General features: G+C 70.1%; 13 protein-coding genes and 1 pseudogene. 11 read left to right on the top strand and 3 right to left on the bottom strand.

Features of this window, described 5'->3' with window-relative positions:
- Positions 1 to 4 precede the first annotated feature (4 nt).
- The 3 genes and pseudogenes from QRN89_RS35235 to QRN89_RS35740 form a co-directional block, all read right to left on the bottom strand.
- Positions 5 to 1,222: pseudogene (locus QRN89_RS35235) on the bottom strand (acyl-CoA dehydrogenase family protein).
- A gap of 49 nt (positions 1,223 to 1,271) precedes the next feature.
- Complete coding sequence (gene sfnG / locus QRN89_RS35230; protein ID WP_290353488.1) at positions 1,272 to 2,399, bottom strand: dimethylsulfone monooxygenase SfnG; 1,128 nt, start codon at positions 2,397 to 2,399, stop codon at positions 1,272 to 1,274.
- A gap of 188 nt (positions 2,400 to 2,587) precedes the next feature.
- Positions 2,588 to 2,668, bottom strand: a complete 81-nt coding sequence (locus tag QRN89_RS35740; protein ID WP_351078001.1) for a putative leader peptide — start codon at positions 2,666 to 2,668, stop codon at positions 2,588 to 2,590.
- 138 nt (positions 2,669 to 2,806) lie between these two features.
- On the opposite strand from QRN89_RS35740, the gene QRN89_RS35225 reads away from it, so the two are divergent.
- The 11 genes from QRN89_RS35225 to QRN89_RS35180 all read left to right on the top strand — a co-directional run bounded on the left by QRN89_RS35225 (position 2,807) and on the right by QRN89_RS35180 (position 13,401).
- Positions 2,807 to 3,586, top strand: coding sequence for a helix-turn-helix domain-containing protein (locus tag QRN89_RS35225; RefSeq protein ID WP_290353487.1), 780 nt, complete (start codon positions 2,807 to 2,809; stop codon positions 3,584 to 3,586).
- 331 nt (positions 3,587 to 3,917) lie between these two features.
- Positions 3,918 to 4,487 (top strand): winged helix-turn-helix domain-containing protein, encoded by a 570-nt coding sequence (locus QRN89_RS35220; RefSeq protein ID WP_290353486.1) that lies wholly within the window; start codon positions 3,918 to 3,920, stop codon positions 4,485 to 4,487.
- A gap of 13 nt (positions 4,488 to 4,500) precedes the next feature.
- Positions 4,501 to 5,730, top strand: coding sequence for an acyl-CoA dehydrogenase family protein (locus QRN89_RS35215; RefSeq protein WP_290353485.1), 1,230 nt, complete (start codon positions 4,501 to 4,503; stop codon positions 5,728 to 5,730).
- 181 nt (positions 5,731 to 5,911) lie between these two features.
- Complete coding sequence (locus tag QRN89_RS35210; protein WP_290353484.1) at positions 5,912 to 6,694, top strand: sulfite exporter TauE/SafE family protein; 783 nt, start codon at positions 5,912 to 5,914, stop codon at positions 6,692 to 6,694.
- A gap of 151 nt (positions 6,695 to 6,845) precedes the next feature.
- Positions 6,846 to 6,938, top strand: a complete 93-nt coding sequence (locus tag QRN89_RS35735) for a putative leader peptide (RefSeq protein WP_354670109.1) — start codon at positions 6,846 to 6,848, stop codon at positions 6,936 to 6,938.
- A gap of 162 nt (positions 6,939 to 7,100) precedes the next feature.
- Positions 7,101 to 8,144: an ABC transporter substrate-binding protein gene (locus tag QRN89_RS35205; protein ID WP_290353483.1), complete on the top strand. Its 1,044-nt coding sequence runs from the start codon at positions 7,101 to 7,103 to the stop codon at positions 8,142 to 8,144.
- 4 nt (positions 8,145 to 8,148) lie between these two features.
- A complete protein-coding gene (locus tag QRN89_RS35200) occupies positions 8,149 to 8,997 on the top strand; it encodes an ABC transporter ATP-binding protein (protein ID WP_290353482.1) in 849 nt (282 codons plus the stop codon).
- Positions 8,994 to 10,001 (top strand): ABC transporter permease, encoded by a 1,008-nt coding sequence (locus QRN89_RS35195; protein WP_290353481.1) that lies wholly within the window; start codon positions 8,994 to 8,996, stop codon positions 9,999 to 10,001. Before QRN89_RS35200 ends, QRN89_RS35195 begins: the two co-directional genes overlap by 4 nt.
- A 69-nt stretch (positions 10,002 to 10,070) precedes the next feature.
- Complete coding sequence (locus QRN89_RS35190) at positions 10,071 to 11,426, top strand: LLM class flavin-dependent oxidoreductase (RefSeq protein WP_290353480.1); 1,356 nt, start codon at positions 10,071 to 10,073, stop codon at positions 11,424 to 11,426.
- The gene (locus QRN89_RS35185) at positions 11,423 to 13,036 is read left to right on the top strand and encodes an FAD-dependent oxidoreductase (RefSeq protein WP_290353479.1); all 1,614 of its coding nucleotides are present in this window, start codon (positions 11,423 to 11,425) and stop codon (positions 13,034 to 13,036) included. Before QRN89_RS35190 ends, QRN89_RS35185 begins: the two co-directional genes overlap by 4 nt.
- The gene (locus QRN89_RS35180) at positions 13,033 to 13,401 is read left to right on the top strand and encodes a 4Fe-4S dicluster domain-containing protein (protein ID WP_290353478.1); all 369 of its coding nucleotides are present in this window, start codon (positions 13,033 to 13,035) and stop codon (positions 13,399 to 13,401) included. The genes QRN89_RS35185 and QRN89_RS35180 overlap by 4 nt, the downstream gene beginning before the upstream one ends.
- Positions 13,402 to 13,424 lie beyond the last annotated feature (23 nt).

Genomic DNA, 13,424 nt, shown 5'->3' with positions numbered 1-13,424 from the left:
CCTTTCAGGAGTACCACGTGGGCTGCGGCAGTTCGCCGGTGAGGACATGGCGGCCGACCTCGCGGCGCTTGTAGGCGACGGGGTCGTGGAGCGTGTGGGTGCGGATGTTGCGCCAGAAGCGGTCGAGGCCTTCCGCGGAGGCGGTGGCACGCGCCCCGGTCACCTCGAAGATGCGGTTGGTGATGTCCAGGGCCACTTCGGTGGCGCGGGCCTTCACCGCGGCCACCCGGACCTCGAACTCGCCCCGGGCCTGTTCGGTGACCGCGTCCGGGTCGTCGTGCAGCTTCTGACCCTCGGCGGCCACGGCGTCGGCCAGAGCCTCGACGGCCCACAGCTGGGCGGTGAGGTCGCCGTAGATGTCGATGACGTACGGCTCGTCGACGGCGTGCTCATGGCCGCCGTGCAGCCAGGGCCGTGACTTGGTACGGGTGTAGGTGGCGGCGGTCTCCAGCGCTCCGGCGGCGATGCCGAGGTAGAAGCTGACGAAGACGAGCTGGATGGTCGGCACGTTGAGGGTGTTGTAGAGGCGCGGCCGGAACCGCTTGTCCACCTAACCCGCCGCGGCCGACCAGGGGACGCGTACGGCGTCGAGGGTGACGCCGCCGCTCTCGGTGAGGCGCTGGCCGATGTTGTCCCAGTCGTCGTGGAAGGTCAGGCCCTCGCTGTCGGACGGGACGATGGCGAAGACGTGGTCGTCGGTGCCGTCCAGGACGCCTTCCAGCACGGTGACGTCGGAGACCTTGCTGCCGGTGGAGAAGGACTTGCGACCGGTGAAGGTGAGCGTGTCGCCCTCGTCCTTCACCACCACGTCCTCGTCGCGCGGGTTGACCGCGCCGCCGAAGAACCACTGGTTGCGGGCGGCCTCGGCCTCGACGTGCTCCCACTGTTCGCGGGTGCCGACCAGCCGGGCGGCCCAGTTCCACAGGTAGTGGTAGCCGAGCAGCTGGCCGATGGAGCCGTCCGCCTTGGCGACCTCGCGGACGACGCGGTAGGCGGTGGGCCAGTCCTGGCCCGCGCCGCCGTGCTCGACGGGGCCGAGGAGGGTGACCAGGCCGGACTCCTTCAGCAGCCGGACCTCCGCGTACGGGGTGGCGGCGGCCTTGTCCCGGGCGGCGGCGTCGGAGGCGAGGACGGCTGCGGCCTCGGCGGCGCGGGCGATCCAGCCGGCGGCGTCGGTCGGGTCGGGGGCGGTCTTCCAGTCGGCCGGTGCGGCGGTGCTCATGGTGGGACCCTTTCGGTCTCGGGTGGGGGGGAGGGTTCGGGGCGTGCGCTCAGGCACGGGCGGTGACGGGCTCCGGCTCGAACTGCCGGGCCTCCAGTTCGCGTACGAGGGGCAGCACCCGCTTGCCGAAGTACTCGACCTCCTCGTGGTAGTGCAGGAAGCCGAGGAGGAAGAGGTCGACGCCGAGCCGCTTGTAGGCGACGATCCGCTCGGCGATCTGCTCGGGCGTGCCGATCAGGCCCGTACGGAAGCCGTCGTTGTACTGGACGAGGTCTTCGAAGCCGGAGTCCTGCCACATGCCCTTGCCGTCGGCGGTGGACTGCCCGGCCTGCTGGACGGCGTCGCGGAAGCCGTGGACGGCCGGGGTGTCGGCCTTGGCGACGATCTCGCGGAGCGTGTCGCGGGCCTCGGTCTCGGTGTCGCGGGCGATGAGGAAGCCGTTGAGTCCGAACTTCGGTGCTGTGCGACCCGCTTGGGCGGCGGCGGCGCGGACGTCTTCGATCTGCTCGGTGACGCCGTCGAAGTCCTTGCCGTTGCTGAAGTACCAGTCGGAGACGCGGCCCGCCATGGTTCGGGCGGCGGTGGAGTTGCCGCCCTGGAAGATCTCCGGGTGCGGACGCTCGGGGGTGTTCAGCGGCTTGGGCTTGAGGGAGAAGTCGCGCAACCGGTAGAAGTCACCGGCGAGTTCGGTGTGATCCTCGGTCCAGATCTGGCGCAGGGCGGTGATGAACTCCTCCGCGCGGCGGTAGCGCTCGTCGTGCTCCAGCCAGGGCTCGCCGAGGGCCGTGAACTCGCCCTTGAACCAGGCGCTGACGACGTTGACGGCGAAGCGGCCGTTCGACAGGTGGTCCGCGGTGGCGCCGAGCTTGGCGAGGACGCCCGGGTGCCACAGGCCGGGGTGGACGGCGGCGATGACCTTCAGCCGCTCGGTGGCGAGCAGCAGGGCGAGGCTGAAGCTGGTCGACTCGTGCTGGTACTCGGCGCCGTAGCTGGCCATGTAGCGGACCTGGCTGAGGGCGTAGTCGAAGCCGTTGTTCTCGGCCAGCACGGCCAGTTCGCGGTTGTAGTCGTAGCTCCAGTCGGTGCGCTGCTCGATGGTGCTGGTGACCAGGCCGCCGCTGACGTTGGGCACCCAGTAGGCGAAGCGGACGGGGTCGGGTCCGGGCGGTACGGGCATGGGGAACTCCTGGCGGGAATGCGCATGCGATAAGGCGCGTGCGGTGACAGGGAAACGTGTTCAGTGATCGGGATTCAGGCGTGCGGCGACGACGTTCCCGGGACGGCAGAAATCACCACGAAAAAGACCGGCAGTGGAATCCGGGAAGGGGGTACCGGCGCAGGTTCGAGGGTTTACCTCGGGTGCGCTCAGACCCGACAGCGACAGCAGGAGCTGGAGACACGCGCGAGGTCGACGTGGCGTCGCCGCGTGAGGTCCTGTCGCTTCATGCCTTCGATCAAAGCAGCGGGGGGGCCGGCCGGTCAAGAATGCCCGGATGTCATTTCACATGCTGAGAGTCGGTATTCACGAGGCTGTGACAGGGATTCCCTTGAACGCGGCGCGCGGTGAGCGGCAGTCTCCTAGCCGTGCGTATCGAACAGCTCGAATACATCGCTGCCGTCACGCGGTCGGGGTTGCTGCGGCGCGCCGCAGAAGAAACGCACCTGTCCCAGCCCGCGCTCAGCGAGACCGTACGCAACCTGGAGCGCGAACTCGGCGTGGACCTGCTGGAGCGGAAGCGTTCCGGGGCGAAGATCAGCGACGAGGGCCGGGAACTGCTCTCCGTCTACGGCCAACTGCCCCGCCTCGTCGCCTCCGGCCGGCTCACCGCCCGCTCGGTCGCCGACGACCTCGACGGCTGGTGGCACGGCTTCTTCAGCTTCCTCGCCTCCGGTCCGCCCGGCTTCCGCCTGCGCCAACTCCTCGCGCTGTCCCGGGCCGGCATCGTCCACTTCCCGGGGGCGGGTATCCGCATCGCCACCGACGAGACGAGCGGCACCTTCACCGCGACCAGCCCCACCGTGTCCGCCCACACCACCCACGCCACGGCCCTGATCGAGGCGTACCTGCCGGGCCCCTCCCTGGCCCACACCGAGGACCCACTCCTGCGAGGCCTGTACCGGGAAGGCGCACTCGCCGAGGAGGTCATTGCCGACCCCACCCACACACACCGTTCCGGCCTGCTCGCCGTCTCCCCCACGGACGGCCACGTCCTCGCCCCGTCCCTCGACAGCCCCACCCCCGCCGCATCGCCCTTGGCGCCCCCACCAACAGCCGGGCCGTCGCCGCATTCGCCCGCCCCCGCACCAACGCGCCGGCGTTCCGCCAGAACGACGCGGTCGCCCGCGCGCTCCTGCTTGCCCTGAGCGCCACCGAGGCTGAGACGGCTACGTCTCCGGTGGACGGCCGACCTCTCAGAGTGTGAGACCTTCCCTACTTTTCCTATTGGATTACTAGGGAAGCCTTGACTGCGTCCGTCGGGGGTGCACAGGATGATGAACATGTCCCGTAAGCAGCAACGACTCGTTCGTCGTCGGCATGTCGACTTTGGTCACGTCGTCAGTGCCGCCTGCTGCCGCTCGTAAGGCACACGGCTCGCACCTTCGCCCGTGCCGCTCCGCTTCCCCCTTCCCAGGCGATCCGGCGAATTCACCCACTGCGCCTGATGGCCCGACACACTCCTGAGGGACAACCGCCATGACCACGGCACTTCCGACCCAGGCCACCCCACACGATCCGCTCCTCTCCGGCACGCCCCGTCTTCGCCTGGTGGGCGATTCCGCTCGCAGAGACACCCAGGGACGCACTTCCGCGCCGCTCGTCGGCTACCTCGTGCTCGTCCCCGAGGGCACCGATCCCACCGAGCTCTTCGCCAAGGACAGGCCGCGGCCGGAGATCCGACCGGTCGCCGCCGCAGGCTCGGCCCCTGTCCGGCGGACGGCGGACGACGTCGTCCGCATCGATCCGGCGCGGCATGTCGCCGCGGTCGACGGACGTGAACTCGACCTCACCTACCTGGAGTTCGAGCTGCTGGCGCATCTCGTTCACCATCCCCACCACGTGCACACGCGTGATCGGCTGGTGGCCGCCGTCTGGGGCTACGACCACATCGGCGACGGCCGCACCGTGGATGTCCACATCGCCCGCCTGCGCCGCAAGCTGGGCGAAACTCACCGGCACCGCATCGTCACCGTCCGGCGCGTGGGCTACAAGTACGTGCCCGACCAGCAGGAGAGCTCCAACGCCGCGCTCTACGACCGACTTTGAGGAGATCACTTCCATGGGCCCTGCCTCCGCGCCCTCCCACCCCGCCTCGCTGTCCGACCGGACCGGGCCCGGCCAAGCGCACTGGCTGCGCGTGGCCCGCGAGGCGGCGGACGACTTGGCCACGGACGCGGTGGCCAGGGAGCAGGCGGGCAAGGCCCCGATCGACGAGGTGTCCCGGCTGCGCGAGGCGGGACTGCTGACGCTCCTGACGCCGGCCGAGTCCCAGTCAGGCGGCGCGGACTGGCCCACGGCCTACGCCGTCGTCCGGGAGATCGCCGCGGCCGACGGCGCGATCGGTCAGCTGCTCGGCTGTCACTACTTCCTGTCGTGGAGCGCCCGGTTCTTCGCCAGGCCCGCACTCGCCGCGCAGACAGAAGAGCGGTCCGCAGCCGAACAGTGGTGCTGGGGCGGCGGATTCGCGCGTCAGGAGCCGCCTCTGATGCTGGCCAGGACCTCCAAGGGACTGGTGCTCAACGGTCGGCAGAGCTACACCACCGGGGTCCTGATCGCCGACCGTCTCGCCGTGCGCGCCGTGCGGGAGGACACGGGTGAACCGCTCGCCGTCGTGGTGGATCCCGCCCGTCACGGTGTGGTGATCGACGGCGATGCCGACACCTTCGGCCAGCGGCTCGCGGCTGGCGGCAGCGTGGAGTTCGACGACGTACCGGTGGGTGCCGACGACGTGCTCGGCTCCCTGTCCGCGGACGAGGACCTGCTGTCGCCCCGGGCCGCCCTGGCATCCCCGGTCGGGCGTCTCTTCTCCGCCCAGCTCCTTCTCGGCGTGGCCGAGGGCGTGCTCTTGGAAGCCCGTGAGTACAGCAGGACGGGCCACGCACCCTGGCACCCCGCCTGGCCGGCCGGTACCCCGCACGACCCGCAGGTGCAGACCGCCTACGGAGAACTCGCCGTCCTCACCCGCTCCGTGTCCGCACTCACCGATCAAGCACTGGAAGCCGTGCGAGGCGGCCTTGAACGCGGCGAAGACCTCACCTACGACGAATGCGCGGACATCTCCGCCCTCGTGGCCATGGCCGAAACAGCCGCGGCCAGAGCAGCACAGGAGTCCACCACCCGCGCCCTCGACATCATCGGCGCCCGCTCCACCTCCACGCGGCTGGGCTTCGACCGGTTCTGGCGCAATGCCCGAACCCACGCCCTGTACGAGCCCGTCGCCCACCGGCTCCGCGATGTCGGGGAGTACTTCCTCAACGGCGCCCATCCTCCGTTCGTCCTGCCCGCCTGACCGGGAGGCGGGGACGATCGGGGAGACCGACTCCGGAGATCGATTCCGCAGTCCCGCCCATGCCTGAGCGGACCGACCTGCTGCCAGGACCCCTCGCTACCGGGGTGCTCAGCAGCCCTGTGGGCCGGCAACAGGGACCACGGCGACGATACCGGCCGGACATTCCAAGCGGAGGCCCGCCGTGACATGGTCCACAGGGCTGGCCGGGCTGGCGGTCGGCCTGCTCATAGCGGTGGTGACCGCGCCCGTGGGGGTATCGGGTGCGGTGTTCCTGCTCCCCGTGCAGTTGAGCGTCCTCGGGGTGCCCAGCCCGGCCATCACGCCCACCAATCTGCTGTTCAACGTGGTGGCCGGGCCCGGCGCCCTGCTGCGCTACCGCCGCGAGGGCCTGCTGTACGGTCCGCTGACGCGGCGCCTGGTGACCGGCACGCTGCCCGGGGTGGTCATCGGCGCAGTGCTACGGGTCTTCGCCGTCCCGGGGGCCACCGTCTTCCGCCTCCTGGTCGCCGCTCTGCTGATGCCACTGGGCCTGTGGCTCATCGGACGCACCCTCCGGCCCGCCCGGCCGACCCGGGCTGCGGAACCCTCACCCCGGGCCATCACCGGAATGGCCCTAGTCGTCGGGGTCGTCGGCGGGATCTACGGGATCGGCGGCGGATCCATCCTCGGCCCCATACTGGTCGGCCGGGGTATGCCCGTCGCCCGCGTGGCACCAGCCGCCCTCGCCTCCACGTTCACCACCTCCGTGACCGGGGCCGCGGCCTTCGCGCTGCTGTCCCTGACGGGCTCCGGTGACATCGCCCCTGACTGGTACCTCGGTCTGGCCTGCGGCCTCGGCGGACTGATCGGCGGCTACCTCGGGGCACACCTGCAACCTCGGCTGCCCGAAACGGCACTGCGTCTCCTGCTCGGCGCCCTGGCCACCGCCCTCGGTGCCCTCTACGCCGTGCAATCTCTGCGCTGACGGCGGTGGCGACACAAACGGCAGTCACCACGCCACCCCCGTCCAGAGAATTGTGAACGCCGCGCTTCATTGGCATGTCGGACTGTTGAGAACATAAGACGCATACGCAAGCGACATTGACCTGGCCGGATTTCGCTGCAACTCTCGTGCTGTGAGCAAGTCCGAGACCCTCGCCGCGCGCCTGCACGTCGATCTGCGACGTCAGGCCAGCGCCATCTGTGCCGTCGGTCGCCGCACTCACTGACAGGCACAGCTCCCCCTCGCTCCACTTCACAGTCGGCTTCTACGCAAGCCGCTGCCTTTTCGACAGACGTCGGCCCTCGCCATAGTCATTTCTACTGAGGCCTCTTCTCCGCCGTTCGACGTCTGCCCTTTCCTTTCCCCGTTTCCCGAACAGGAACCTGCCATGGCCACCAGGGCATCGACCCGACGTCACTTCCTCACCCTGCTCGGTCTTTCGGCGGTGTCGGCGAGCTGCGGCACGACCGCGTCCGGAACACCGTCCGCCAAGGACCAGACCAAGACGCTGAAATACCAGGGCTGGGCCGGTCAGGTCACGTTGCCCGAACTGGCCGAGGATCTCGGCTATCTGGAGGACGTGAAGCTGAAGTGGGTCGGCAACACGATCAGCGGACCGCAGGACATCCAGTCCGCGGCCACGGGGCAGGTCGACTTCGGCGGCGCTTTCAACGGCGCGGTCGTCAAGCTGGCCGCCAACAACGCTCCCATCAAGGCCGTCATCAGTTACTACGGCGCCGACAAGTACGCCTACAACGGCTTCTACGTCCTCAAGGACAGCCCGCTCCGCTCGGCCCGGGACCTGATCGGCAAGAAGGTCGGGATGAACACCCTCGGAGCCCACGCCGAGGCCATGCTCGACATCTACCTTCAGCGAGGCGGTCTGTCCCAGACGGACATCGACAAGGTCGAGCCGCTCGTGGTGCCCCCGGTCAACACCGAGCAATCCCTGCGCCAGAAGCAGATCGACGTGGCCGTACTCGGCGGCATCCTGCGCGACAAGGCACTGGAGACTGGCGGCATCCGCCCACTGTTCACGGACTACCAGTTGCTCGGCGCGTTCAGCGCCGGCACGTACGTGATGACGGACCGCTTCCTGAAGCAGAACCCCGACACGGCCCGGACCTTCGTCACCGCCGTGGGGCGGGCCATCGAGTGGTCCCGTTCCACTCCGCACGACGAGGTCGTCGACCGGATGACGGAGATCGTGAAGAAGCGCGGCCGCAACGAGGACACCGCACCGCTGAAGTTCTGGCGGTCCTACGGCGTCGCCGAGACGGCGGGCCGGATCACCGGCAGGGAACTCCAGTTGTGGATCGACTGGCTGGGCGAGCGGGGCGACATCAAGAAGGGCCAGGGCACGCTGTCGGACCTCTACACCAACGAGTTCAACGACTACAGCAAGTCCTCCGCCGCGAAGAGCGGGAGCTGAGCCCATGCCGGAAGCCACCACGCAATCCACGACGCCCAAGATCGTGTTCGAGGACGTACGGAAGGACTTCACCGTCAAGGACCGAACGGGGGCCGGGCAGGCCACCCGGTTCACCGCCCTCGACGGCATCGACCTGGAGATAGCGGACGGCGAGTTCGTCGTCCTGGTCGGTCCCAGCGGCTGCGGAAAGTCCACGCTGCTGGAGCTGCTCGGCGGCCTCGCCCAGCCAACTGGCGGACGGATCCTGCTGGACGGCGAGCCCGTCACGGGGCCCGGACTGGACCGCGGCATCGTGTTCCAGCAGTACGCGCTGCTGCCGTGGCGCACGGCGCAGGGCAACGTCGAGTTCGGTCTGGAAGCCACCGGCTTCCCACGGCGCCAACGTGCCGCACGTGCCCGGGAGTTCCTGGACCTGGTCGGCCTGACCGGGTTCGAGGACCGCCATCCGCACGAGCTGTCGGGCGGAATGCGGCAGCGGGTGGCGATCGCCCGCAGCCTCGCCTATGACCCCGATGTGCTGCTGATGGACGAGCCGTTCGCCGCGCTGGACGCCCAGACCCGGGAGTCGCTGCAGGACGAACTGCTGCGCATCTGGCAGCGCACCGGCAAGACCGTCGTCTTCATCACCCACGGCATCGACGAGGCCGTCTACCTGGGACAGCGCGTCGCCGTGATGACGTCGAGGCCCGGCCGGATCAAGCAGATCGTGCCGGTCTCCCTCGGCTCCCGTTCGGCGACGGACGACCTCCGCTCCAGTCCCGGGTTCGCACGGCACCGCCACGAGATCTGGTCGCTGCTGCACGACGAGGTGGCCAGGGCCCAGCAGTTGGAGAAGGAGGAGGCCTCCGTATGAGCTCCACGACCGGCACGACCGCCGAGAAGGCCGACGCGACCCTCGCGACCGACGCGGCGAACACGACAGAAACCGTCCAGGCACCTTCCCTCACCAAGTCCACCGAGTCCGCCACGTCCCCTGAAGCCGGCACATCGACCGCGCCCGCGCCCGGCACCTCATCACCCCCGGACGCGCGCCGGGCTCCCTCCCTCACGGCCCGTGTCCGACGGACGGTGCTGCGGACGGTCCGCCGACTGCCGTACCTGCTGCTGAAGGGGGCGACCAAGTCCGCGGCCATCGTGGCCCTGCTCCTGCTGTGGGAGATCGCGCCACGAGCCGGTCTCGTGGACCGGACCTTCCTGCCGCCGTTCAGCGAGGTCGCCGACGCCTGGTGGGGGCTCGCCGCAGACGGTCAGCTCGCCGACAACGCGCGCGCCAGTCTGGCGCGTTCGTTCAGCGGATTCGGTATCGCCGTAGCCGTCGCCGTACCGCTCGGGCTGCTGATCGGCTGGTACCGTCCGATCGCCGACCTCCTCGGACCGCTCCTGGAGGTGTTCCGCAACACCGCGGCGCTGGCCCTGCTGCCGGTGTTCGTCCTGCTGTTGGGCATCGGCGAGACCTCGAAGATCTCCATCGTGGTGTACGCGTGCACCTGGCCGATCCTGCTCAACACCATCAGCGCGGTCCGCCACGTCGACCCCACCCTGCTGAAGCTGGCGAAGTCGATGGACCTGTCCGCACCCCGCCTGTTCCAGAAGGTCATCCTGCCGGCCTCGGTGCCGGTGATGTTCACCGGCATCCGGCTGGCCGGAGCGGTGTCGATCCTGGTGCTGGTCGCCGCCGAGATGATCGGCGCCAAGGCTGGCCTCGGCTATCTGATCAACGCCTCGCAGTACAACTTCGCCATCCCGCAGATGTACGCGGGCATCATCACGATCTCCGCCATCGGCGTGATCTTCAACCAGTTCCTGGTGACCGTCGAGCGACGCCTCAGCTCCTGGCGCGTACCCGCGGGCGGCTGACCCGCCGCCATCACTCCCCCCTCTCTCCCGCCACCCGCTCGCCCCGCACCCCCCGATCCGAGGAACCCCATGACCGCGCCCAGACCCCGTCAGCTGCATCTCAACGCCTTCCTGATGAACGCGGGCCACCACGACGCCGCCTGGCGGCACCCGCGCACCCAGCCCGAACGGGTCACCGATCTGCGCTACTTCCAGCACCTCGCACAGACCGCCGAGCGCGGCCGGCTCGACTCCGTATTCCTCGCCGACGGCCTCGCCCTGTGGGGCAAGGTCCGGCACAACGCCCTCGGCGGCTTCGAACCGCTCACCCTGCTGTCCGCGCTGGCGGCGGTCACCGAGCACGTCGGCCTGATCGCCACCGTGTCCACCACCTTCAACGAGCCCTTCCACATCGCCCGCAAGTTCGCCTCCCTGGATCACATCAGCGGTGGCCGGGCCGGCTGGAACATCGTCACTTCCGGCACCGTGAACGAGGCCCGCAACTTCGGGCAGGACGAGCACCTGGAGCACGCGCTGCGCTACGAGCGGGCGCGGGAGTTCGTCGAGGTCGCCACCAAGCTGTGGGACAGCTGGGAGGACGACGCGATCCTGCTCGACCGGGAGCGCGGTGTGTACGCCGACACCGCCAAGGTGCGGGAGATCAACCACCGCGGGGAGTACTTCGGGGTGCAGGGCCCCCTGAACGTACCGCGCAGCCCGCAAGGGTACCCGCTGCTGGTGCAGGCCGGTTCGTCGGAGGACGGCAAGGAGTTCGCCGCCCAGTACGCCGAGGCCGTCTTCACCGCCCAGCAGACCCTCGCCGACGGCCAGGCCTTCTACAAGGACCTCAAGTCCCGGCTCGCCCGCTACGGCCGCACCGGGGACCAGCTGCTGGTGCTTCCCGGCATCGCGCCCGTCATCGGCTCGACGGAGGCGGAAGCCCGCTCCCTGGAGCAGGAGCTGACGGAACTACAGGTCCCGGAGTACGGGCTGGCCCAGCTGTCCGGGATGCTCGGCACCGATCTGACCGGACTGCCGCTGGACGGGCCGCTGCCCGAGCTGCCCGAGGAGCGGGACATCAACGGCAACAAGAGCCGCTTCACGCTCGTCGCCGAACTCGCCCGCCGTGACGGCCTCACCCTGCGCGAGCTCATCGCCCGCCTCGGCGGCGGACGTGGTCACCGTGTCTTCGCCGGTACGCCGGAGCAGATAGCGGCCGAGATCGAGGAGTGGTTCACCGAGGGTGCCGCCGACGGCTTCAACATCATGCCGCCCCATCTGCCGGGCGGCCTGGAGGACTTCGTCGACCACGTCGTGCCGATCCTGCAGCAGCGCGGTTTGTTCCGCACCGAGTACACCGGCCGCACCCTGCGCGAGAACTACGGCCTGGCCCGCCCCGCCAACCGGCTGGCACCGGCCGCCGCAGGAGAGGAAGTGGCCGTATGACCGGTCTCGACCTCACTACGGACGTTCTGGTGGTCGGCGGCGGCCCTGCCGCCACCTGGGCCGCGCTCAAGGCGGCCCAGGACGGGGCGGACGTGGTCCTCGCCGACAAGGGCTACTGCGGCACCAGCGGCGCCACCGCCTCCGCCGGAACAGGCGTCTGGTACGTCCCCCCGGAACCCGCCGCGCGCGAGGCGGCCATGGCGAGCAGGGAGGCCCTGGGCGGCTACCTGGCCGACCGGCGCTGGATGGCCCGGGTGCTGGACCAGACGTACGCGGGCATGAACGAGCTTGCGGCGGCCGGACGCTACCCCTTCCCCACAGGGCCGGACGGAAGGCAGCTCAGGAACGGCCTCCAGGGGCCGGAGTACATGCGCAGGATGCGGATCCGCGTGCAGCGGGCCGGGGCGCGCGTCCTCGACCACAGCCCGGTCACCGAACTGCTCACCGACCCCTCCGGGGCGGTCGCCGGGGCCCGGGGGCACCGGCGGCAGGCCGGTCAGCCGTACCGGGTGCGCGCCGGGGCGGTCGTGCTGGCCACGGGCGGCTGCGCGTTCCTCAGCGGTGCACTGGGATGCAACGTCAACACCGGCGACGGTGCACTGTTCGCTGCGGAGGCGGGCGCGGAGCTGTCCGGGATGGAGTTCTCCAACGCCTACGGCATCGCGCCCGAAGGCACCTCCGTGACCAAGACCGCGTTCTACTCGTTCGCCACCTTCTACCACGAGGACGGCACGGTTCTGGAAAGCGCGGCCAGCCAGGGCGGCCGGTCCGTGATCGCGCGGGCGCTGCTCAGCGAGAAGGTGTACTGCCGCCTCGACCGCGCGGACGAGGCGGCCCGGCAGGCGATGCGGCTGGCCCAGCCGAACTTCTTCCTCACCTTCGACCGGCTCGGCATCGACCCCTTCACCCAGCGCTTCGCCGTCACGCTCCTCGCCGAGGGCACCGTGCGCGGCACCGGCGGCATCCGCATCACCGGCGACGACTGCTCCACCACCGTCCCCGGGCTGTACGCGGCCGGCGACGCGGCGACCCGTGAGCTGATCTGCGGCGGTTTCACCGGCGGCGGCAGCCACAACGCCGCCTGGGCCATCTCCTCCGGCATCTGGGCGGGCCGGGGCGCGGCCCGCCACGCCCGCTCGCTCGGCGCACGCGCCGCCACGAGGCGCCTGGTGGCCGTGGGTGGGGCCGGGCTGCAGCCCACCGGGGCAGCGGGTCCGGCCGATGGCTTCCGCGAGGTCGTCGCCGCGGTCCAGGCCGAGGTGCTGCCGTACGAGAAGAACTACCTGCGCCACGGCCATCGGCTCACCGCCTCGCTGGAGGTCCTCGACAGCGTCTGGGAGCAGTCGCGGGCCTCCCTGCACGCCGTGGGCGGGGACACCGTACGGGCGAGGCAGGCGGCGGCGATGGCGGCACACGCCCGCTGGATGTACGCGGCCGCACTGGCCCGTACCGAGACCCGCGGCATGGCCAAACGGCTCGACTTCCCCGCGCAGGACCCCGGCCAGCACCACCGCATCACGACGGGCGGTCTGGACCGGGTGTGGACCCGCGTCGAGCCCCTGACGAACACGTCGGCCACGTCAGCCGCACCCCTGGAGGTGGCTTCGTGATCGAGCTGGTCTCGGAGGAACGCTGCATCGCCTGCGACAAGTGCATCAAGGTCTGCCCGACCGATGTCTTCGACCGAGGCGAGGACGGCATCCCGGTACTCGCCCGCCGCGACGACTGCCAGACCTGCTTCCAGTGCGAGGCGAACTGCCCGGCCGACGCCCTGTTCGTCGCACCCCTGACCCACCCGCTGCCCGACGACTCCACCGCCCGGGACGAGGACCACCTGGACCGCACCGGCCTGCTCGGCAGCTACCGCCGGCACATCGGCTGGGGACGAGGCCGCACACCCGGCTCCCTGCGAGCCGTCGGCCCTCCCCTCAGCCCTCCGGGGTCCCAGGGAAGCTCCCTGCCCATCACCTCCTGACGACCTCCCGACCGATCACCTTC

The sequence above is a fragment of the Streptomyces sp. HUAS CB01 genome, assembly GCF_030406905.1.
In the GTDB taxonomy this organism is placed as follows: Bacteria; Actinomycetota; Actinomycetes; order Streptomycetales; family Streptomycetaceae; genus Streptomyces; species Streptomyces chengbuensis.
Note: the sequence above shows the minus strand (reverse complement) of the source record. Positions and strands in the feature narration are given on the sequence as shown.